The organism is Chitinophaga sp. YIM B06452 (genome assembly GCF_039655965.1).
Lineage (GTDB): Bacteria > Bacteroidota > Bacteroidia > Chitinophagales > Chitinophagaceae > Chitinophaga.
This window is the reverse complement of the sequence record NZ_JAWLKY010000002.1, coordinates 1,209,620-1,230,224: the sequence shown is the minus strand read 5'-3', so window position 1 is coordinate 1,230,224 and position 20,605 is coordinate 1,209,620. Positions and strand designations below refer to the sequence as shown.

Annotated in this window: 19 protein-coding genes; 7 read left to right on the top strand and 12 right to left on the bottom strand. The window is 50.1% G+C overall.

Annotated elements, in window-relative coordinates; genetic code table 11:
* Positions 1 to 7: 7 nt before the first annotated feature.
* From R3I13_RS14770 to R3I13_RS14750, 5 genes are read left to right on the top strand one after another with little or no spacing between them, the layout of a single operon-like run.
* Positions 8 to 1,861: a sodium:solute symporter family protein gene (locus R3I13_RS14770; protein WP_346318738.1), complete on the top strand. Its 1,854-nt coding sequence runs from the start codon at positions 8 to 10 to the stop codon at positions 1,859 to 1,861.
* Positions 1,858 to 2,529, top strand: coding sequence for a GDSL-type esterase/lipase family protein (locus R3I13_RS14765; protein ID WP_346318737.1), 672 nt, complete (start codon positions 1,858 to 1,860; stop codon positions 2,527 to 2,529). The genes R3I13_RS14770 and R3I13_RS14765 overlap by 4 nt, the downstream gene beginning before the upstream one ends.
* 44 nt (positions 2,530 to 2,573) lie before the next feature.
* Positions 2,574 to 3,509, top strand: coding sequence for a DUF4434 domain-containing protein (locus R3I13_RS14760; RefSeq protein ID WP_346318736.1), 936 nt, complete (start codon positions 2,574 to 2,576; stop codon positions 3,507 to 3,509).
* A gap of 14 nt (positions 3,510 to 3,523) precedes the next feature.
* Complete coding sequence (locus tag R3I13_RS14755) at positions 3,524 to 4,708, top strand: AGE family epimerase/isomerase (RefSeq protein WP_346318735.1); 1,185 nt, start codon at positions 3,524 to 3,526, stop codon at positions 4,706 to 4,708.
* Positions 4,709 to 4,735: 27 nt separating this feature from the next.
* Positions 4,736 to 5,599, top strand: coding sequence for an alpha/beta hydrolase (locus R3I13_RS14750; protein ID WP_346318734.1), 864 nt, complete (start codon positions 4,736 to 4,738; stop codon positions 5,597 to 5,599).
* 198 nt (positions 5,600 to 5,797) lie between these two features.
* Here the strand turns inward: R3I13_RS14750 and R3I13_RS14745 are convergent, their stop codons facing one another.
* From R3I13_RS14745 to R3I13_RS14725, 5 genes are all read right to left on the bottom strand, one after another.
* Complete coding sequence (locus tag R3I13_RS14745; RefSeq protein ID WP_346318733.1) at positions 5,798 to 6,589, bottom strand: DUF4249 domain-containing protein; 792 nt, start codon at positions 6,587 to 6,589, stop codon at positions 5,798 to 5,800.
* 9 nt (positions 6,590 to 6,598) lie between these two features.
* The gene (locus R3I13_RS14740) at positions 6,599 to 8,902 is read right to left on the bottom strand and encodes a TonB-dependent receptor (protein ID WP_346318732.1); all 2,304 of its coding nucleotides are present in this window, start codon (positions 8,900 to 8,902) and stop codon (positions 6,599 to 6,601) included.
* 105 nt (positions 8,903 to 9,007) lie between these two features.
* Positions 9,008 to 9,700, bottom strand: coding sequence for a LytTR family DNA-binding domain-containing protein (locus R3I13_RS14735; protein ID WP_346318731.1), 693 nt, complete (start codon positions 9,698 to 9,700; stop codon positions 9,008 to 9,010).
* Positions 9,697 to 10,722 carry a histidine kinase gene (locus R3I13_RS14730; protein WP_346318730.1) on the bottom strand — a complete coding sequence of 342 codons (1,026 nt, stop codon included), beginning with the start codon at positions 10,720 to 10,722 and terminating at the stop codon, positions 9,697 to 9,699. The genes R3I13_RS14735 and R3I13_RS14730 overlap by 4 nt, the downstream gene beginning before the upstream one ends.
* 119 nt (positions 10,723 to 10,841) lie before the next feature.
* A complete protein-coding gene (locus R3I13_RS14725) occupies positions 10,842 to 11,927 on the bottom strand; it encodes a PDDEXK nuclease domain-containing protein (protein ID WP_346318729.1) in 1,086 nt (361 codons plus the stop codon).
* Between the two features lie 340 nt (positions 11,928 to 12,267).
* Between R3I13_RS14725 and R3I13_RS14720 the strand changes: the two genes are divergently transcribed.
* Positions 12,268 to 13,089, top strand: coding sequence for a glycosyltransferase family 2 protein (locus R3I13_RS14720; RefSeq protein WP_346318728.1), 822 nt, complete (start codon positions 12,268 to 12,270; stop codon positions 13,087 to 13,089).
* A gap of 30 nt (positions 13,090 to 13,119) precedes the next feature.
* Here R3I13_RS14720 and R3I13_RS14715 read toward each other — a convergent pair whose 3' ends face one another.
* The 7 genes from R3I13_RS14715 to R3I13_RS14685 all read right to left on the bottom strand — a co-directional run bounded on the left by R3I13_RS14715 (position 13,120) and on the right by R3I13_RS14685 (position 19,182).
* A complete protein-coding gene (locus R3I13_RS14715) occupies positions 13,120 to 15,051 on the bottom strand; it encodes a heparinase II/III family protein (protein ID WP_346318727.1) in 1,932 nt (643 codons plus the stop codon).
* A gap of 51 nt (positions 15,052 to 15,102) precedes the next feature.
* Complete coding sequence (locus R3I13_RS14710; protein ID WP_346318726.1) at positions 15,103 to 15,792, bottom strand: response regulator transcription factor; 690 nt, start codon at positions 15,790 to 15,792, stop codon at positions 15,103 to 15,105.
* On the bottom strand, positions 15,761 to 16,795 hold the full coding sequence (locus tag R3I13_RS14705; protein ID WP_346318725.1) for a histidine kinase: 1,035 nt from the start codon (positions 16,793 to 16,795) through the stop codon (positions 15,761 to 15,763). Before R3I13_RS14705 ends, R3I13_RS14710 begins: the two co-directional genes overlap by 32 nt.
* Positions 16,796 to 17,012: 217 nt before the next feature.
* Positions 17,013 to 17,699, bottom strand: a complete 687-nt coding sequence (locus tag R3I13_RS14700) for a hypothetical protein (protein ID WP_346318724.1) — start codon at positions 17,697 to 17,699, stop codon at positions 17,013 to 17,015.
* 9 nt (positions 17,700 to 17,708) lie between these two features.
* Complete coding sequence (locus tag R3I13_RS14695) at positions 17,709 to 18,152, bottom strand: DUF1569 domain-containing protein (RefSeq protein ID WP_346318723.1); 444 nt, start codon at positions 18,150 to 18,152, stop codon at positions 17,709 to 17,711.
* Between the two features lie 11 nt (positions 18,153 to 18,163).
* A complete protein-coding gene (locus R3I13_RS14690; protein ID WP_346318722.1) occupies positions 18,164 to 18,511 on the bottom strand; it encodes a YciI family protein in 348 nt (115 codons plus the stop codon).
* 92 nt (positions 18,512 to 18,603) lie between these two features.
* The gene (locus R3I13_RS14685; RefSeq protein WP_346318721.1) at positions 18,604 to 19,182 is read right to left on the bottom strand and encodes a Crp/Fnr family transcriptional regulator; all 579 of its coding nucleotides are present in this window, start codon (positions 19,180 to 19,182) and stop codon (positions 18,604 to 18,606) included.
* Between the two features lie 568 nt (positions 19,183 to 19,750).
* Here R3I13_RS14685 and hisG point away from each other — a divergent pair.
* Positions 19,751 to 20,605 (top strand): ATP phosphoribosyltransferase, encoded by an 855-nt coding sequence (gene hisG, locus R3I13_RS14680; protein WP_346318720.1) that lies wholly within the window; start codon positions 19,751 to 19,753, stop codon positions 20,603 to 20,605.

Sequence of the window (20,605 nt, the reverse complement as noted above, 5' to 3'; positions counted from 1 at the left end):
TAGATAGATGTCATTAAGCGTACTGGACATAGGGATCATCGTCGGCTACATGATAGCCATCCTGTTCCTCGGTTTTTACATAGCCAAAAAGGCTTCCAAAGACCTGCAGAGTTACTTCCTGGGCGGTAATAAAATGAAGTGGTACATGCTGGGCCTCAGCAATGCGTCCGGGATGTTCGATATTTCCGGCACCATGTGGACGGTGAGCATCCTGTTCATCTACGGCCTGAAGAGCGCTTTCATTCCATGGCTGTGGCCGGTATGGAACCAGGTATTCGTGTTCGTATATCTCGCCATCTGGATGCGCCGCTCCAACGTAATGACCGGCGCGCAGTGGATCACTTTCCGCTTTGGCGACGGGAAAGGCGCGCGGCTTTCGCATATCATCATCGTCATTTTTGCAATCGTTAGCGTGATCGGGTTCATCGCTTATTTCTTTGAAGGCATCGGCAAGTTCTGTACTTCCATTCTCCCCTGGGACCTTGCGGTGCAGATCGGTTCGCTGCATTTGTCGTCGGAAAGGAGCTATGCGCTTATCCTTTGTATCCTTACCACGCTATACACCATCAAAGGCGGGATGTATAGCGTGGTAGCCACCGAAGTGATGCAGTTCGTGATCATGACCATCAGCTGCTTCGTGATCGGGTATATCGCTTACACGTCGGTGACGGCGGAGCAGGTGCAGGCTGCTATCCCTTCCGGCTGGACAGACCTGTCTTTCGGCTGGAACCTGGGGCTGGACTGGGCGGGCACGCCTTTCCCCGGCGTAAATGAAAAGATCGCCGGCGACGGGTTCGGATTGTTTGGTATACTGATCATGATGATGCTGTTCAAAGGCATCTTTGCGTCGATTGCCGGGCCTGTGCCGAGTTATGATATGCAGCGCGTGCTGAGCACCCGCACACCCGGCGATGCGGCTAAAATGAGCTTCACGACCATCTGGGTGATGTACATACCCCGTTACCTTATGGTGGCGGCGTTCGCCGTGCTGGCGCTGGTGTATATGCAAACGGAGCTGGGCGCGCAGGGCGGTAATATCGATTTTGAAAAGATCGCGCCGCTGGCCATTGCCAAATTTGTGCCGGCAGGATTCAAAGGTCTACTGCTGGCGGGTTTGCTGGCCTCGTTCATGGGAACGTTTTCCGCTTTTGTGAACGCGGCGCCGGCCTATATCGTAAACGATATTTATAAAAAATATATCAACCCTGGCAGCTCCAACGAAAAGCTGATCCGCATGAGCATTATTTCTTCGATGGTGCTCGTGTTCATCGGTATCCTGTTCGGCTTTATGGGCGCTTCGCTGAATAAGCTCACGCTTTGGATCACCTCGGCGCTGTATGGCGGCTATGCGGCGGCCAACTTCCTGAAATGGATCTGGTGGCGCTTCACCGGCTACGGTTATTTCTACGGCATGCTGTTCGGCCTCATCGGCAGCACCATCAAGCTGTTTTTCTTCCCGGAGATCGTGGACATCTACGTGTTTCCCATCATCCTGCTGTTCTCCTTCGGCGGCTGCATCCTGGGCACTTACCTCTCGCCGCTGGTAAACCGCGAGGCCGTGAAAACGTTTTATAAACAAACGAATCCCTGGGGCTTCTGGGGGCCGATCAAAAAAGAAGTGCAGGCGGAAGATCCGGGCTTTGTGCCGAACAGGGACTTCAAACGCGATATGTTCAACATTCTTACCGGTATTGTATGGCAGATGGCACAGGTGGTGATACCGGTTTATTTTATGATCCGTGAAAACTACCAATTGCTAGGCTGGACCATCATCTTCATCGCCACTACCTGGCTGCTGAAGAAAAACTGGTGGAACCGTTTGAAAGATGTAGACGAAAAATATCAAAAACAGGCAGCATGAAACAATCGTTCATATTGACGGCATTGACGCTTCTGGTCACTGCAAAAGCAGGTGCACAGCAGGTGGACAGCTCTTACAATAACAGCCATTACAAAGAAAGGATGGCGCTGTTTGCCAAACTCCCGGCACAGAAGAAAGCTATCGTTTTCCTGGGCAACAGCATTACCGAAGCAGGCAGATGGAACGAGATCCTGCCGGGCCGGCCTGTACAGAACCGCGGCATCAGCGGCGACGTTACCTTCGGCGTGCTGGCCCGTTTGCCGCAGATCATCGCCGGTAAACCTGCAAAGGTTTTCATGCTGATTGGTGTGAATGACCTGAAACGCGGCACGCCGGTAGAAGTAATCGTCCGCAATTACGAACGGATCACCGATATGCTGAAAGCCGGTTCACCTAAAACGAAGATCTACCTCCAGAGCGTGCTCCCGGTGAATGACACGATCCTGGTTGAAGGTTTCAAAAAGGTGACCAATGCCAATGTGGCTTTGCTGAACAAGGCCCTGCAAAGGATTGCCGAAGAGAAAGGCTGCACGTACGTGAACCTGCATGATGTATTTGCCGGCCCTTCAGGCCAGCTGAAAAAAGAAGAGACGCCGGACGGGCTGCACCTGAAAACAGGTGCCTATTTTGCATGGGTCCATTATTTGCAAAGCAAAAAATACCTGTAATATAGATTGGGTGAGCTGGTAAAAAACAAAAAAACAATTGCAGTATGAAAATAACCGGAACTTTCCTGGACGAGATCAGTCACGATATACCCCACCAGAACTGGGGCAGGGAAGAGTGGGACCGCGATTTCGGGCATATGAAAGCCATCGGCATCGACACGGTGATCCTTATCAGAAGCGGCTACCGGCGGTTTCTCACCTATCCTTCCGCATACCTGCAAAAGCAGTTCGGCTGCTATGAGCCGCCGGTGGACCTGGTGAAGATGTACCTCGAGCTGGCAGACAAACACGGCATGCAGTTCTGGTTCGGCCTCTACGACAGCGGCGTGTATTGGGACAGCGGCAATATGCAGCACGAAATAGACGTCAACCGATACGTGATAGACGAAGTATGGCGGCAATACGGTCACTATAAAAGTTTCCGCGGCTGGTACCTCAGCATGGAGATCAGCCGCGGAACGAAGGGCGCGGTGAAAGCCTTTTCCACGCTGGGCAACCAGTGCAAGGCAGTGAGCGGTGGGCTTCCTACTTTCATTTCCCCATGGATAGACGGAAAAAAGGCCGTGATGGCTGCTTCCGCGGGCCTTACGAAAGAAGATGCCGTTTCCGTACAGGAACACGAAAAGGAGTGGAGCGAAATATTTGAAGGCGTACGCGGCGCCGTGGATGCCGTTGCTTTCCAGGACGGGCATATCGATTACCATGAGTTGCCGGAGTTTTTCGCTGTCAATAAAAAGATGGCGGATAAGTTCGGCATGCAATGCTGGACCAACGCGGAATCCTTCGACCGCGACATGCCCATCAAGTTCCTGCCCATCAAGTTCGAAAAGCTGCGGCTCAAGCTGGAAGCCGCGCGTCTTGCGGGGTACGACAAAGCCATCACTTTTGAATTCTCACATTTCATGAGCCCGCAGTCTGCCTACCTGCAGGCCGGGCATTTATATAACCGATACAAGGAATACATAGCCGGATTAAAATGAGCCATCCAGATTCAATGAAACAAATAGCCGAACAATATAAACGGGAATTATTGGACAACGTACTGCCGTTCTGGACCGCTCATTCGCGCGATGAAGAGAACGGCGGCTTCTTCACCTGCCTGGACCGGCAGGGTAAGGTATTTGATACCGACAAATTCATGTGGCTGCAGGGCCGCGAAGTATGGATGTTTTCCATGCTGTACGACAAAGTGGAGCCGCGCAGGGAGTGGAAGGATATGGCGCTGCTCGGCGCAAAATTTATGGAACAGCACGGCCGCGATGCGGAGGGCAACTGGTATTTTTCCACTACCCGCGAAGGCAGGCCGCTTATCCAGCCTTATAATATTTTCTCCGATTGCTTTGCCGCCATGGGGTTTGGCGCTTTATACAAGATAGAGGAGAACCCTGTTTACCATACCATTGCCAAAGACACTTTCGAAAACATACTCCGCCGCAGGAACGACCCGAAGGGGAAATACACCAAGAATGTGCCGGGAACCCGCAGCCTGAAGAACTTCGCGCTGCCGATGATCCTTTGCAACCTTTCGCTGGAGCTGGAGCACATCCTTGGCAGCGAAAAAGTGAACGAATTTATCCCCGAAGTGCTCGGCGAGGTGATGGACGTTTTTTACCATAAAGAAACGGGCCTCGTATTGGAGAATGTATTGGCAGACGGCAGCTTTTCAGATAGTTTTGAAGGCCGCCTTCTCAATCCCGGGCATGCCATAGAAGCCATGTGGTTCATCATGGACCTGGCCCTTCGCCTCAACGATCCCGCGCTGGCGCAGAAAGCCTGCAACATTGGCCTGAAAATGCTGGAATATGGCTGGGACCAGCAGTATGGCGGTATCTTCTATTTCATGGACCTGCACAATCATCCCCAGCAGCAACTGGAATGGGACCAGAAGCTCTGGTGGGTGCATCTTGAAACGCTGGTGTTCCTGGCCAAAGGCTGGCAGCTTACCGGTAACGAAGCCTGTAGAACCTGGTTTGATAAAGTGCATACCTATACCTGGGAGCATTTCAAAGACAAGGAATATCCCGAATGGTTCGGCTACCTCAACCGGCAGGGCCAGCCTTTGCTGCCACTGAAAGGCGGTAAATGGAAAGGCTGCTTCCACGTACCCCGCGCCCTTTACCAGGTGTGGCAAACGCTGGAAAAAAAGCCATCTTTTCATTCCCAGGCCGTAATTGTTTAATTTAGGCGGATCACAACAACCACAATCATGAGATGGATATTTGTATTAATGCTTTTTCCCTGCATCACGCAGGCCCAGGAAAAGATCACTTATGCAGTTAAGGGCAGCGACACCCTTTACATGGATCATTACGAGCCCGCCGCAAAGCCCAACGGTATGAGCATCATGTTCGTGCACGGCGGTGCATTTACCGGCGGCAGCCCGGTGAACCAGAAGCCTTTCGCGGAAGGCATGCGCAAAAGAGGATACAATGTGTTCGTGATCTCTTACCGCCTCTACCTGAAAGGCGGCGATTTTGGCTGCAACACCGCTACGCCGGTGAAGCTCAAGGCTATCAGCACAGCGGTGGAAGACGCCGCCGATGCCGCGAAGTATATCCTCACCAACGCGTCCACGCTTGGCGTCGATACGTCGAAGTTCTTTATTTCAGGAAGCAGCGCAGGCGCTGAAACGATCCTCCAGCTGATGTATAATCCCTGGGCCACGGCAGACAAAGCGCGCTACGATTATTTCGCCACGCCCCGCTTCAAAGGCGCGCTGGTGTTTGCCGGCGCTCTCATAGATATCAATACGCTGAAGCAGGACAACTGGGTGCCCATGCTGCTGATGCATGGCACGAAAGACCAGCTGGTGCCTTACGGCACGGCGGCTCACCGCTTTTGCCGCGCCAACAACGATGGCTGGCTGATGATGTTCGGCGGGAAGACCATCCTGGAACAGGCCCGCCAATGGAACAAACCGGCCGTTCTGTATACGTACGCGGGCAGGGGGCATGAAGTGGCCGGCTTTATGTTCCGCGAATTCGACAAGATCGACGCCTTTATGCAGGACGTGGTAAAAGGGAAAAATATTAAACCGGAAGATATAGTGGTGAATGAGCCTGCGAAGTAGATCGCTCTCTTTATTTTTTTGAAAGCCCCGCCATTTCCGGCGGGGCTTTTTTGATGGGTATAGCTGTGCAGATGATTATTTTAAAAAAAGGGCCAGGGCAGTAATGCCCCGGCCTGCCGTTACCTACTTACTGTTTACTCTAAGGAGTCAATACGCGTTCTGAAAAGAATGTATAAGCATATAGATAGGCGATTGCTGTTAGTGCAGCGTAATACTTTTTGTTTCTGATGTATGAGCTGAAAATATGCCTAAAGCCCCGTTGGAAATGTTGCCTGGCGGATTGTTCGGCGTAGTTCCGCCGCCGGGGCCGCTGTCGCTTATCAGCGCTAATGTTTTGTAAAAGAGCGCCACTTTTTTATCTATACATTGCATGTTTATTTTTATCAGGTCTCCCGCTTTAAACTCCAGGTCATCGTCATTTATTTCCAGCCGGTCGGTGTTTACCACCCCGTTCCTTATCACATCATTTTGTACCAGGTGCTGGTTGACGAGTTTATCGTTTAACGACAGCACAAACCGGTAGTTATTGCCTATGGCGGCAGGGTCTTTGTATACAGGTATCAGGTTGTATTCGGTTTCGCCGGTAACGGTAAGTTTCTCCAGCTTAATGGAGTCGAACGGCACCCTTTGCGGCATGATGCTTTGTGCGGTATATGTTTGGTTTTCCGCCTGCACGGTCAGCGTATACGTTCTGCCCTGAGCTCCCTGTAGAGTACTGGTGCTGTATGTTCCATTTCCTTTCGGGGTAAGGGTCTCACTGTTCCCGGCATCGTCGCTGATGGTAACTGTTGCATTATCAATTGTCGGATACTTTCCTGTTTCCGGCAGGCTGATGGATTTAGTGATCTTTACAAAATACGGCCCGGCTTCATTTGTGATGTTGCCTTCGATCACGATCCGGGATTGATTGCTTTTGTAATCCAGGGTCACTGTTTTTTCACAGCTCGCAAGAAGCATTGCGGCGAATATTATGCTGACAATATTTTTCATCGTACTTGTTTAGAATTTGAAATTATAGGTTATGCTGGGCACCCATTGGAAGAGCGAGGTTTGCACTGCATCTATTTTTTGCGGGTTCTCCTTGTTTTCTTTGAAGGTTATGCTGTATGGATTAAGGCGGCCGTATACATTGTACAACCCAAAATTCCATGATCCCTGGAACCTCCGTTTGGACGGCCTTTCGTAAGTGGCGCTGATGTCCAGCCTGTGAGTGGCGGGCATCCTGTCGGCATTTCGTTTGCCATACTGGTACATCACCATGTCATTCAAAACATATTTACCCGTGGGGAACGTAACGGCATTGCCGGTAGTGTAAATAAATGTGCCGGACAAGGTCCATCGGGGCGTAAGGGTGTAAACGCCTACGAGTGACAGGTCGTGCGTACGGTCCTGCTTGGCATTGTACCATTCCCCGTTGTTGATGCCGTTTATTTGCCTTTCTGTTTTGGAAAGGGTGTAGCCGAGCCATCCTGTGAGCTTCCCGGTTTTCTTTTTCAATAAGATCTCCAGGCCATAAGCCCTGCCTTTGCCGAAAAGCAATTCTTTTTCTATATCAGGAGCGGTGTTCAGGTCAACCCCGTCCCTATAATCTATCTGGTTTTGCATGGATTTATAGTAAACTTCCGTGTTCAATTCAAAGGCATTACCATAAAGGTTCTTGCTGAACCCCAGGCTCACCTGGTCGGCTATCTCCGGCTTTATATTGTAGCTGTTCCCGATCCATTGGTCGGTGGGGCTGCCGCCGGTGGAGTTGCTCATCATGTGCAGGTTCTGGGTATTTCGGGCATAACCGATCTTCAGGCTTGTGGTGCTGCTTAGCCCGTAACTCATGGATATTCTTGGTTCCAGGTTGTAATAGGTCTTCCCGGTTTTCCCGGCTGCTAATTTTACCGAATCAACCAGTTCATTGTGCCGGTAGATATTGTAAGTATCGCCTCCCAGCACATTGTAAAAAGAAAACCGCAATCCATAGTCCACATTGATCTTTTCGGACACTTTCCAGGAATTGCTTGCATATATGGCACTCTCTAATCCTTTACGGCTTTTTTTATCGCTTACAATACCCGTTCCTCCTGCTCTTGTAGGGGTGATGGTGTGATGCATCACGTTAAAGCCAAGGCGTATCGTGTTTTTGGTGTTTAGATAATAGGTGAAATCCTGCTTCAGGTTCAGGTCTTTGATGTGGGAATTGAAATTGGTCCTGCTGCCATCAGTTTCAAAATGGACATTAAAATCATAATTGCTGTAAATGAAAGAAGTATTGGAGAATAGGCGGCTGTTCAATATGCTGTTCCATCTTAACGTAGCCGTGGTGTTTCCCCAATTGCTGCCGAATGTTTTGGATACGCCTAATACATCTTTTCCGAAATAGCCGGAGAAATAAAGCTTGTTCTTACTGTTAATGGCCAGGTTGGCCTTGGCATTCAGGTCGTAGAAGTATAGTTTCACATCCTTCATATCATCAGAAAGCCTTGCAAACAGGTCGGCATAGGTGCGCCTGCCGGAAATGATGAACGATGATTTTTCTTTTTGAATGGGGCCTTCCACTGTCAGCCTGCTGCTGATCAGGCCGATGCCGCCGCTTACCTGGTAGTTCCTGTTATTGCCTTCTTTCATTTTGACGTCCAGTACTGATGAAAGGCGGCCGCCGAACTGCGCGGGGCTATTGCCTTTGATGATAGTGGCGTCTTTGATGGCGTCGCTGTTGAAAGTACTGAACATGCCGAGCAGGTGCGATGCGTTGTATACCGGCGCTTCGTCCAATAATATCAGGTTTTGGTCGGTAGCACCGCCTCTTACGGAAAAACCGTTACTCCCTTCGCCGTTGGATTTTACGCCGGGCATCAGTTGAATGGTCTTTACCAGGTCTTTTTCACCAAATACCACCGGCAGTTTCGCAGCCATTTTCATGTCCAGTACTTCCGTACCCATGGTAGCTTTTGTGATGTTGTCGTTATCTTTTTTGGAGGTGATCACCACTTCCTGCAAACTGCTTTTGTCAGACATGTTAATGTTTACAGTGGCATTCGCTTCCAGTTTAACGGGAACCAGTTCCTGCTTGTACCCGACATAAGAAAAGCGCAAAGTATAGTTGCCCTTGGGAAGCGAGATGGAGTAAAAACCATATTCATTGGTAATGACCCCTATGGTTGGTTTTTCCACCACAACCACCGTTACGCCTATGAGTGTTTCGCCTGAAGAACCCTGTTTCACCGTGCCGCTTACGGTATATTTTGATTGTGCCTGTAACAGCGTTGCGCAGCATGAAAGAAGGAGGCTTAATACAATTATCCTGGTTTGCATTCGACAATCATTTTTTGTGATTACAATGCAAATATGAAGTCCAAAATATACGTGCTGAAATTTTTGAGAAGAAGGGAAAGATTTATGCGAAGAACGAGGGGCTTTTCAGGAGGAGTAACGGTTGAAGAACTCATCAGCATAAGTTCTCCCAATAGGAAACTCTTTATCGCCGATGAAAATAGTCGTTCCCCTGACGGATTCAATTTTACTGAAAGGTAATATGAAACTGCGATGCACGCGAATGAAGTCAGCTGAATGCAGCTTCTCCATCATGTCTTTCATGGGCATTCTCGCTACAATGGTCTTGCGGTCTTTGATATGAATTTTGAGATAATCGGCTAACCCTTCAATGTACAGGATGTCGGCTAACGGGATCTTTACCAGGCTGAAGTCGGCCCGGATAAAGATGCTTTTATCTGCGTGATGGTCTTTTTTGTTGATGTAGTCAAAGTACTCCTGTGCTTTAGTGATGGCCTGTGTGAAGCGTTTTTGATTAATGGGTTTCAGCAGGTAATCGATGGCGTTCAGCTCGTAGCTGACCACAGCGTATTCGCTGAAGGCGGTAGTGAAGATCACCATGGTGTTTTGCTGCAAAGACTTCACCAGGTTAATGCCGGTCATGGCAGGCATTTGTATGTCGCAAAAGATCAGGTCTGCCGGGAATTTCCGCAGATGTTTCAGCGCCTCGCTGGGCTGCGTGAAAGTTTTCTGCAGATGGATGCTTCCGCTTTTATCGCACAGCGATTGGATCACTGTAAGCGCTAGTGGTTCATCGTCTATGGCAATGGCGTTTATCATTGTAAGTTGATATACAAAGAAACGAAAAATTCCTTTTCTGTATCATTGATAACCAGCAGGTGTTTTGAAGGATAGATCAGGTTCAGGCGATGTTTGGTGTTTTCAATTCCCAACCCGCTCCTTTCGGAAATATCCCGCTGGACATTCACTTTATTATTGACCACCCTCAGCTGGAATTCTGTTTTGTTCATGGCCGTTTCTATCCTGATGTGGCTTTTTTGTTCGGAGTTCACGCCATGTTTAAAGGCATTTTCGATAAAAGGGATCAGCAGCATGGGAGCGATCCGCAGATCCGGGATGTTTTCCAGGATATAGTATTCCAGTTTCACGCTCCTGTCCAGGCGTATTTTCTGCAGTTCGATAAAGTTGCTGATGTAGGTTATTTCATCTTCCAGCAAAACGAAGTCCTGCTGTGTATCCTTCATGGTGTAGCGCATCATTTCCGAGAGCTTGTCCACCATATCCGCCGTTTTGGGCGAGGTGTCTATGGCCGTTGCGTAGATGTTGTTCAAAGTATTGAACAGGAAATGGGGATTGATCTGTGATTTGAGGGAAGCGATCTGCGCGGAAAGCTTTTCATTCTCGATCTGCTTCAGCCTGTTATAAGCTGTCCATAAAATGGACGAGGCGATAGACAGGAGCCACAACAGGAGGGCGTTCACGACAATAACAGGAAATATCTTTTCAATGGCCGGCTTAGTTTGGGGCAATATGCCGGGATTGAACCCGGAATAGAAGAATATCAGGCTGGAAAGCAGGAATACGGAGACGATTGCCAGCAGCAGGAATGAAAAATAGAGCCAGTATTTCTTGGCCAGCAGGTACCTGGGAATGAGGAAAAAGTAATTGAAGTAGAAGATGATGATCAATACGGCGCTCAAAGCAAGGCAAAGCCAAAGATATTTTTTACCGGACGAAGGATCTAAGGTATCGAAAACCTGGTCGGTTGAAACGTAAGGGACAACCAGCAGCAATACCCAAACCAGGGCATGTGTAGCAATGGTGAAACGTGTGACTTTCATAATTATGATGAAAATAATGCGCGAAACAAAGGTATGTCTCTTTCCCGTCAAAAAATATGAGAAGAAGGAGGGCGGTTTGTAGAAGAATGAATAAAGTATTTGAGAAAAGGAGGGGTTTATCAGAGCAATTTTGCCAGTTCTTCCGGATCGGGCAGAATATCTTTCATGGAGCTGGGTACTTCTGTTGTTAGCTTATATGTGCTTACTCCCATTGGTTTGTTGATGGACCGTATGGCATATTCTACTACTGTATTGCTTTTCTCTTTGCATAAAACGACCCCAATGGATGGAAGCTCATGTGGCAATCGTACTGTGTCATCCAGCACATTCAGATAGAAGTTCAGCTGTCCTGCGTCCTGGGGCTGAAACTTCCCGGTTTTCAACTCAAATGCCACAAGGCATTGCAGCAGGCGGTTATAAAAGAGCAGATCCACGAAGAATTCCTGGTCATCGACCATAAGCCGGTGTTGATTGCCAATAAATGCGAAACCTTTGCCGAGTCCCAGTATAAACTTTTTAATGTTGGCTACCACTTCGCTCTCAAGGATCCGTTCGCTTCCCGGTTCTGTTGCGACAAAATCGAGCAGGTACTCATCCTTGAAAGATGCGGCTGTTTGCTGCCGTACTTCTTCCGGCAGGCTGAAATCGAAGTTGTGGGAGATCTTACCTTGTTTTTGGAAATACCCTGAATCAATGTGAAAGTCCAGCATGCGGAAAGACCATTGGTTTTTGTAGGCCATTGTCATGTAAAACCATCTTTCCGCGTGATTTTTTATTGATAGTAACCTGAAATGCAGGGAGAATCCAAGCCCTTTAAATATTTCTAAGAACGTATCCACATTTACGTACTGAGAAAAGGTGGGGCTATTGGAACAAAGTTCATTTTTTTCTAATTGGTTCAACACTGTTGAACCAATTAGAAATGGTTGTAAATCAGGGTATGATTGATAAAATATCCGCATCTTCTTCAGGTTCTGAGCACTAAACCCTTTCAGTCCCGGAATCTTCCGCTGAAGATCATCCGAAATCTGGTCAAGGATTTTGGCGCCCCATCCCGCGGCTAAGATTTTTTCATCCAGTGTTCTACCAATACGGTAATACAATAATAATTGCTGTTCATTGACAGCGCGTGCAGCCTGGTAGCGGCTTTTGCGTATGTCCTGCGCCAGGTCGGCCAGGAGACTTTGATAGATTTCTGTTTGCATAGTAATAGATAGACAAGAAAATGCACCTAAAAAGGTGAAGCGAAACAATGGGAACTTCTCCGGAATCCGGAGAAGTTTTATAAGAGAGCAGTCATAAGGGTATTATTCTGATGTATTCATTATCAGTATATTATATTAGATTGAATAATGAAGTAGAATAGGTTGGATGAAAGCCAATAAATGAATACTTGAATCACATTACTATAGCGCTCCGAAAAAAAGAGATATTTTCTCCCCCGAACAATGTATTTTGAGGGCCACCTATAACATTCTGTCACTGTTTATGAAAGTATCCGGGTTCACCTTTGTGCGAAACGCTGTTAAATTTGACTATCCTGTAATGGAATCTATCCGTTCCATCCTCCCGCTTTGCGACGAAGTGATCGTAAGCGTGGGCGATTCGGAAGATGAAACGCTTGCGCTCATCGAATCCATCAACTCTCCCAAGATCAAAATATTCCATTCCGTTTGGGACGATTCACTGAAAGAAGGCGGCCGCATCCTGGCGGTGGAAACAGACAAAGCTTTCGCGCATGTAAATCCCGACAGCACCTGGGCCTTCTATATCCAGGCTGATGAAGTGCTGAATGAAAATGATTACGACGCCATCCGCGCGGCCATGGAGCAGCACAAGGATGACAAAAGGGTGGAAGGCCTGCTGTTCAGGTACCATCACTTCTATGGCAGCTACGACTATCTCGGCGATTCACGTACCTGGTACAACCAGGAGATCCGCATTGTGAGAAACCTCAAAGACATCCGCTCCTACAACGACGCGCAGGGCTTCCGCATCAACGGCAGGAAGCTGCGCGTAAAGCCCGTCAACGCCTACATCTACCACTACGGATGGGTGAAAGACCTGCTGCACGCTATGAATAAATGGAAGAATACAGCCAAATTATACCATGGCAACCACCCGGAAAAGATCAAGCACGTGATAGAAGCCGAATGGTTCGACTACTCCGGCATCGATTCGCTGAAGCACTTTACCGGCAAGCATCCGGCTGTAATGAAAGACCGTATCGCCGCCAGGAACTGGGAGTTTGAGCACGATGTGAACAAGAAAAAGTTCAAAAGCTTTAGTAAAAAGCTGCTTTACTGGATCGAGCAAAAAATGGGCAAACGCCTGTTCGACTATAGAAATTACAAACTGATAAGATAAAAAAAAGAGCCCGGCCGGGCTCTTTTTCATTTATGATGATTTGCGTATCTCGATCTTGTAATCCCCTTTCACACCCTGCGTTTTCCCTTTCAGGATGATCCTTTCCAACCCGCCGGGCCAGCTTCTTTCCAGCCTTGGATCTTTGTTGTCGATGTGCTCGCTGCTGGCTTCCAGCTGGCGGGTGTTGTAGCTCATGTTCAGCGTGAAGTTCTGGCCGGTGAGTTTGATCACGCCGGGCACGGAGGCATCCACTTTGCAGGCGGTGAGGAAGTGCAGCTCAGGCGCTGCCACGAAGGAATCCAGCACGAAGGCGTCGGTGATGGTGAAGGATTTGCCGCGTTGCAGGGCGTACCCTCTTTTCCAGGACCTTACTTTGGCTTCGGCAGGGTACGCCGTTGCAATGTCTGCTGTGAAACTCACCTGCTTGGCGGTTGCGGAAAACGCTGCGGATGCGGCTTTGAACTCGCGGCCATTCTTTTGCTGCACGCCGTTGATCAGCGGCAGGTTGTGGTAGGCGGACTGCATGGTCCAGATCTTGTACCGGTCAGGGCTAAAGGTCTGGCGCACGTAAGTGCCCACGCCCGCATCCACGAGGCAGGGCAGGCCGTTGTAGTAGAGAATGAAAGTGCCCACATCGTTGTGGTTGTGCGATTCGGCGTTGTGCCCGCCTTTGCCGGCAAAATAGAAACCTTGTTTGCTGCCGGGGTATTCCCGCGCAATGGCCACCTGGTTGTCCGGGTACCAGGCATGGTCTGTAAGCGGCTCACGCGCGGGGCTGGCCATGATCTCCTTCATGGTGGTGAGGTCTGTGATCACGGCTTCGATGGTGCCGGAGGAAGGATGTTCATCCATTTTTTCCTTCTGTGCATAGAACGCGCCGAAGCCCATCATCACCGGATCGCCGATGGCTTTGCCGTAGCGGTACACCATGCCTTCGTTGATGCCGCCTTTAGCGCTGGCGTCCGCGAAGTTGACGAAATACGGGTCGTTGATATACACATTGGCGATGTATTGGCCTATGTTTTTGATCAGCGGGTGGGAGAAAACATTGAGTTTGCCGCGGGTAGCGCGGTGCAGCAGTTCAAGGCATTCAAAATATTTGCCACCGGCATGGCTCCAGTAAGAAGGGCCTTCGTCGCAGGCGCCGTCAGGATGGTACCAGTCTGTGAACCGGTCTATGGACTGCATGGCTTTGTAGATGTTCTTCGAACGGGCAGCGGGGTCTTCTTCCAGCAGCAGGATGCACTGCATCACGTTGTAGTTGATCCAGGGGTTCCAGTTGTTCTGCGGGCGGTCGTTGAAGCCCTGCCACCAGAAATCATTCCTTTTGTAATAAGGCGCCAGGATCTTGTTGCGCACTTCATAGCGGATGCGCGCGGCAATGAGCGGGTTTACTTCGTCCAGCTTTGCGCGGAAGAAATGATGTACCCAGGCCAGCAATGCGCCCGCATCGGCCGAGCCCAGGTCTATCACCGGGTTGGTAACGTCCGGCACCAGGTCTTTGCCGCGGGTAACGGGAAGGTGGGCGCTCAGTACCCAGGAACTTTGCTCGCAAACAGCCCATATGCCGTTGATCAGCTGGTCGGTGAACCGGCCTTTCCCTTCAACCAGTTCTGCCAGCGCAAGGGCCTGTAAAGCGCCCTTACGGTCGCTGTTCGGGTTCTGCATAATGTTGCGGTCGCCCGTGCGGGTGAATTCCATGTAATCGGTGGCTTTCACAACGCCCCAGTTGAATTTAAGCTGGTCTTCCCCGCGTTTGATGAGCTCGCTGCGGATGGAAGCGGGCAGGCCGTCCCAGAATGCGCGGTCGGAATAGGGGGGAAGGGTCACCCAGTCCTGGTTGTTGACGAGCATGCCGCTCAACTGTGCCTCAGAGTAGCTGCGGGTAAGCAGTTTTTGGTGATCCTGCGCATAGGTAAAGACTGGCAGCAGGAATGCCAGTAAGACAAGTGTTTTCTTCACGTGGATAAATTTGATACAAAATAGCACCAAATTCCGTGAGATCAAACAGGTTTATCTTTCCTTCAGCCTGTTCAGGTTGATCTTGAATGTTTGCCCCACAGGCAGGCTCTCATCCAGCACCACCACGTGCCGCGGGCCCCATTCCTCCACCTTGTCTGCCGCGATGATGTAGGATTTGTGTATGCGCACGAAGTGGACGTCGGGCAGCAGCTTTTCCATTTCGGCGGTGGTGGCGTTCACGATCAGGCATTTGTTTTCGAGGTACACTTTTACGTAGTTGCCCATGCTCTGCACGTAATAGATGTCCATCGGGTCTACCGTGGTTTGGGTGCTGCCGGTCTTGAGCACCAGCGGCTCTACGGGTGGCGCGCTCACGGGGGCTTCCTGCTGGAGTATCTTGTTCACCGCTTTGAGGAAACGCGGGAAACTGATGGGTTTGAGGATATAATCCACCACATCGTACTCGTAACTTTCCAGCGCAAATTCGCTGTAAGCGGTGGTGAGTATGATCTTCGGGTGATTGTTGTTGAGTGTTTTCAGGAGGTCCAGCCCGCTCAGCTCCGGCATATTGATGTCCAGGAATACCACATCCACTTTCTCGCGGTGGAGGAAGTTGGCGGTTTCCATGGCATTGTAGCAGTGCCCTACCACTTGCAGGGCCTGTACTTTTTCAATATGAGCTTCCAGCACGTAGTGCGCCCCGGGTTCGTCATCTACGATCAGGCAACGGAGTGTTTGCATGGCGGTCCAGTGTTAAGATTAGTTCTGTATAATAGATATTGTTCTCTTCATGCGTAATGAGGGTGTGCCGCTTGGAGTAAGCCAGTGCCAGCCGCTGTTTCACGTTATTCAACCCCACGCCCGTCGAAGATACGGATTGTTTGTTGTCCGGCACGGTATTGCGGATCTTCATATGCAGCGTTTCTCCCTTTATTTCCAGCTCTACTTTGATGTAGCTGGCGCTCATGCTGGAAGGGGCGTATTTGAACGCGTTCTCCACGAAAGCGATCAGGATCAGCGGGGTGATGAGCAGGTCTTTTTCATGGCCCTTTTTCTTGAAGTTCACCTGGCAGCGCTGCCGCACGCGTGCTCTTTCGAGGTGCACGTAGTTGCGGATAAATTGCAGCTCGTCTTCCAGCGGCACGAATTGTTTGCGGGAGCTTTCCAGCTGGTAGCGCATCAGCTCGGAAATGCTGAGGATCAGCTCGGGCGTTTTGTTGGGATAGCGGAGACTTACCCCGTAAAGATTATTGAGCGTGTTGAAGAAAAAGTGCGGGTTGAGCTGGCTTTGCAGGTACTGCAGCTCTTTTTCCCTCAGCAGGAGCGAATTGCGCAGCTCCATGGTTTGCAGGGTGGCGCCGCGGTAAAGGAACCAGAGGCCGATGCCGATCAGCAGGCAGGCCAGGGCAAACACGAAATCCCCGATCCAGAGCATGTCCATGTCGGTCTTGAACACCTCCACACGCAGGGTATAGGTCACAAAGGTGGTCACGGCCAGCCCGCTGCAGATCACGCCAAAGTATTTCCAGTAATGCCTTTTGATGATGAGCAGCTGAAGGGCGTACTTATTGTGCAGCGCGGCCATGATGTAAACAAACACCAGCGACACGCTCTGGTAAAGGTAAAGGTTGGAATTGCTGATAGGTTCATATTGCAGGTTGATGAGCAGGTTCACTCCCAGCAGCACTATCAGGAACAGAATATTGACTACCCAGCTGTTATTGAATATGTTCTTAAAAGCCATACAAATGGCAAATTAAGGCGATCCCGGAGTAAATGGAGCGTTTTTTCTGATATCCCGCATTCGTCATTTCCCACGCGGGTTTGGTCAGCTGGTTTTGGTGGTGAACTTTTCAAGTCGCAGCTTTGTGTCCTGAAACAATTTCAGCCGCCATTCCCAAACTGGATTTGTTAGTTAGTCTCAACCCATTGTTAACCATTTAACCGCCAGGGGCGGGCCTTCAGCCGGCCTGCCCCTTTTTTTTCAGCACCTGTTTCATGTTCTTCCTGCCCGTGCTTTTCAAACCAAGCAGGTGGCTCAGCAGCACCACCGGCACTACCAGCGCGGGCAGCAGTATATAAGGAAAACGGGTGACGGCGGTATTGGGCTGGCCGAAGCCCAGTTGCTGAATGGGGGAAGGAGCGGAAAGAATGGCCAGGGTAACGATAATGGTGAGAAAAACAAGTCCTGCCGCATTCCAAATCCTGTAAAAATACCGGTTGATCCCTTTGCCGGAATACCAGCGGTATGCCAGCAGCGCGAAGGCAGACAGCCCGATGAGGATATCGAAATTCCAGCCTTCGAAGGTCATGATGCGTGGCACTTTCCCCTCCAGGAAAAGCCCGTACAGCACGATCTCCACCGGCACCCGGAGGCTGTGAACGGCCAGCAGGTAATTCTGGCTCAGCTTACCTGCATCCAGGCGCCGGTAGAGGTAGATCACGTATAAGATAGCCGGCAGGTTCACGCCCAGCATCAATTTTGGCAGCCCCAGCTTTTCGTCCCGGAAAAATCCCGTCAGCGACACGGCCGCCACCAGCACGGCCCATAGCGTGAGAACGGCCAGTACACGGGCATTTCTGCCGGCGCCCAGGTAAAAAAGCAGGATGGCTGCAGCCACGATGGCGAGGAAAAATGCGCTGAGCATAACAAAATTTTAATGATTGAACTGCCGCAGGTGATGATCGGTGTGCTTAAAAACATACTGCCCGATCTGGTCGCGGGTCATTTCCCCGAAAAAAGGATGAACGAATGCGCGGACTGCCGAGCGGTCATAAGCATTCAGCAGGTTGATCCATTTTTCTTTCTCCGCTTCAAAATTGCCGCTGCCGCTGATCTTGAACTCAGGATGGGTGGGCTGGTTCTTTTTCATCGGGCTTTCATCTTTCAGGATGCCGCGAAGCGCCATGGGACCGAACAGGCGGCCGATGAAAAGGCGCTTGTACGTTTTCATGCCCAGGAACATTTCTTCGCTTTTCGTGCAGTGCCGCAGCATCTGGTAAGCAGTCATTTTGCCCCACAATGCGGTACTGTCGGGCGAAAGGGATTGTATCCTTTCTTTCAGCTGGTGAAGGGTCGGTTGATCGAATATCGTTTTCATGATCCGGGATTTTACATGGGGAGGATGTTTCTTACTTCCACGGTACCGCCCATTTTCAGGATGGGGCAGCCTTTGGCCATGGTGAGCGCATCGTCCAGGCTTTCGGCCTTTACGATCATGTTACCGCCCAGGGTTTGGTTGCCGGTAATGTGAATGCCTTCTTCCACGGACATGTCTGCGCGCAGCTGCCTGCCGTCAAAGCCAAGCTGGCTGGTGCTTACGAGCTTCGCCTGTACGGCGATGCCGCTGATCCAGGAGCCCCATTGCTGTTTTTGCGCGGCCAGTTCCGCGTCTGTGGGCCGGTAGCTGAAATCGGGCTGAAACCTGAAGAGGAGCATAAAATCCTGTAGCTTTTCCATTGTGTAAAGGTTTAGGGTGAATAGATGGTGTAAAGCTACAGGCAATGAAAAAGATTTCTCTTGCCATATGGCAAGAAAGGGGAACAGGGCCGTTATTCGCTGGAAATTTCTTTCCGTATCCTGCTCAGCGAAGTATCCGTAATGCCCAGGTAAGTGGCGATCTGCTTGAGCGAAACGTTCTGGAATATCTGTGGTTTTTCCTTCAGCAGCCGCTGGTAACGGTCTTTCGCCTGGTCTGCGATCATGGAGATGTTGTGGCTCTTTAATTCGAAATAACTTTGTACCAGCCGCTTGCGGCCCGCTTCCCTGAAGGATTCTATGCTGTGGAAGAGCTGCTGGAAGGTCTCAAAATCCAGTTGCCAGCAGGTGCAGTCGGTCAGCGCCTGGATATTTTCCCGCGTGGGCGTGCGGAGAAAAAACGAGGTCCAGTCGATCACAATATCGCCTGTTGTGTAAAAATCGGTGCTGATGTCCTTCCCTTCCGTATCTACGGCGAAAGAGCGGGCATAACCCTGCTGGATGAACCAGTAATGCTGGGCGGTTTTGCCTTCGGCCAGCAGGAAATCATTCTTTGCAAAGCTCACTTCCCGGAACTGCGGGATGATCTGTTCCAGCTCCTGTAGGGTGAACAGGCCTTCTTTAAATACGTTGGTGAGGAAATGTTTTTCCATAGTCAGGTTTTAGGTAACGGCGATCGTATCAAATATAGCAGGAAAAAATCATAGAAATCTCGAAAAACCGTCATTGCGAGGAGCAGTAGAGCTAAAGCGGGGCGCGACGAAGCAATCTCTTGCACTGGATTGATATACCCGGTGTTTGGAGATTGCTTCGTCGCGCCCCTGCACAAAATTTCTCGCAGCTCCTCGCAATGACGGACTTTTTATAAATCATTTTTAATATTTTTCATTAAATTGCCTTAAAACATGAATATTTTCTATATAATGGTCTAGTGTTTTGAATTTTGAAATTAGTTCCTACATTTGCACCGGATTACAATTATGAACAACAACGTACATACACATCATCACCATACTTACCAAACCGGTAGGCAGGGGGTGCTGTAGTATTACCTTACAGATATTCACCATCAAAGGCTTACCGGACACGGTAGGCCTTTTTTGTTTCAGTCAAAAATGCCAGGATGAAACCGAAGGTTCCATTAGGCCCGTAAAAGAATAAAAATGAACTAATGAGGCCGTGAGGCCCCATCAGACCTATAAAAAAGACAAATAATTACTGATGAAACTGCGAATTGCCATTCAGAAATCCGGCCGCTTACACGAAGATTCTATCAAACTGCTGAAAGAATGTGGGATAGACATCAACAACGGCGTGAACAAACTCAAGACAGAAGCCACCAACTTCCCCCTGGAAGTGTTCTTCCTCCGCGATGACGATATTCCGCAATACGTGGAAGACGGCGTGGCAGACCTGGGCATCGTAGGCGAAAACGTAGTGCTGGAAAAGAACCGGCCGCTTACCACCGTGGAAAAGCTCGGCTTCGGTAAATGCCGTTTAGCCATCGCCGTGCCCAAGGCCATGCAGTACAATTCTATCCGCGACCTCCAGGGCCAGCGCATCGCGACCAGCTACCCCGTGATCGTGAACGATTTCCTGGAGAAGCTGAACATACAGGCCGAGATACACGAGATCAGCGGTTCCGTGGAAATAGCTCCCGGCATTGGTTTGGCGGACGCCATCTGCGACCTCGTGAGCAGCGGCTCCACCCTGTTCATGAACGGGCTGAAGGAAGTGGAGACCGTATTGCGCTCGGAAGCCGTGCTGGTATCCAACGGCAAGCTGGCGCCCGAACAGCAGCAATTGCTGGCCAAGCTGCAATTCCGCATACAGGCCGTGAAAAAAGCCAAGAACAATAAATACGTGCTGCTGAACGCGCCCAACGACAAGCTGCCCGAGATCATCGGCCTGCTGCCCGGCATGAAAAGCCCCACCGTGCTGCCTTTGGCGGAAGAAGGCTGGAGCTCTGTTCACTCCGTGCTGAATGAAAACGATTTCTGGGACATTATCGAAAGCCTCAAGGCCGCCGGCGCGCAAGGCATACTGGTAGTGCCGATCGAGAAAATGGTTGTTTAA

Excerpts from the sequence above, each read along its gene's own strand:
- R3I13_RS14770 (WP_346318738.1), top strand. The coding sequence starts at position 8 with ATGTCATTAAGCGTACTGGACATAGGGATCATCGTCGGCTACATGATA.
- R3I13_RS14765 (WP_346318737.1), top strand. The coding sequence starts at position 1,858 with ATGAAACAATCGTTCATATTGACGGCATTGACGCTTCTGGTCACTGCA.
- R3I13_RS14760 (WP_346318736.1), top strand. The coding sequence starts at position 2,574 with ATGAAAATAACCGGAACTTTCCTGGACGAGATCAGTCACGATATACCC.
- R3I13_RS14755 (WP_346318735.1), top strand. The coding sequence starts at position 3,524 with ATGAAACAAATAGCCGAACAATATAAACGGGAATTATTGGACAACGTA.
- R3I13_RS14750 (WP_346318734.1), top strand. The coding sequence starts at position 4,736 with ATGAGATGGATATTTGTATTAATGCTTTTTCCCTGCATCACGCAGGCC.
- R3I13_RS14745 (WP_346318733.1), bottom strand. The coding sequence starts at position 6,589 with ATGAAAAATATTGTCAGCATAATATTCGCCGCAATGCTTCTTGCGAGC.
- R3I13_RS14740 (WP_346318732.1), bottom strand. The coding sequence starts at position 8,902 with ATGCAAACCAGGATAATTGTATTAAGCCTCCTTCTTTCATGCTGCGCA.
- R3I13_RS14735 (WP_346318731.1), bottom strand. The coding sequence starts at position 9,700 with ATGATAAACGCCATTGCCATAGACGATGAACCACTAGCGCTTACAGTG.
- R3I13_RS14730 (WP_346318730.1), bottom strand. The coding sequence starts at position 10,722 with ATGAAAGTCACACGTTTCACCATTGCTACACATGCCCTGGTTTGGGTA.
- R3I13_RS14725 (WP_346318729.1), bottom strand. The coding sequence starts at position 11,927 with ATGCAAACAGAAATCTATCAAAGTCTCCTGGCCGACCTGGCGCAGGAC.
- R3I13_RS14720 (WP_346318728.1), top strand. The coding sequence starts at position 12,268 with ATGGAATCTATCCGTTCCATCCTCCCGCTTTGCGACGAAGTGATCGTA.
- R3I13_RS14710 (WP_346318726.1), bottom strand. The coding sequence starts at position 15,792 with ATGCAAACACTCCGTTGCCTGATCGTAGATGACGAACCCGGGGCGCAC.
- R3I13_RS14705 (WP_346318725.1), bottom strand. The coding sequence starts at position 16,795 with ATGGCTTTTAAGAACATATTCAATAACAGCTGGGTAGTCAATATTCTG.
- R3I13_RS14700 (WP_346318724.1), bottom strand. The coding sequence starts at position 17,699 with ATGCTCAGCGCATTTTTCCTCGCCATCGTGGCTGCAGCCATCCTGCTT.
- R3I13_RS14695 (WP_346318723.1), bottom strand. The coding sequence starts at position 18,152 with ATGAAAACGATATTCGATCAACCGACCCTTCACCAGCTGAAAGAAAGG.
- R3I13_RS14690 (WP_346318722.1), bottom strand. The coding sequence starts at position 18,511 with ATGGAAAAGCTACAGGATTTTATGCTCCTCTTCAGGTTTCAGCCCGAT.
- R3I13_RS14685 (WP_346318721.1), bottom strand. The coding sequence starts at position 19,182 with ATGGAAAAACATTTCCTCACCAACGTATTTAAAGAAGGCCTGTTCACC.
- hisG (WP_346318720.1), top strand. The coding sequence starts at position 19,751 with ATGAAACTGCGAATTGCCATTCAGAAATCCGGCCGCTTACACGAAGAT.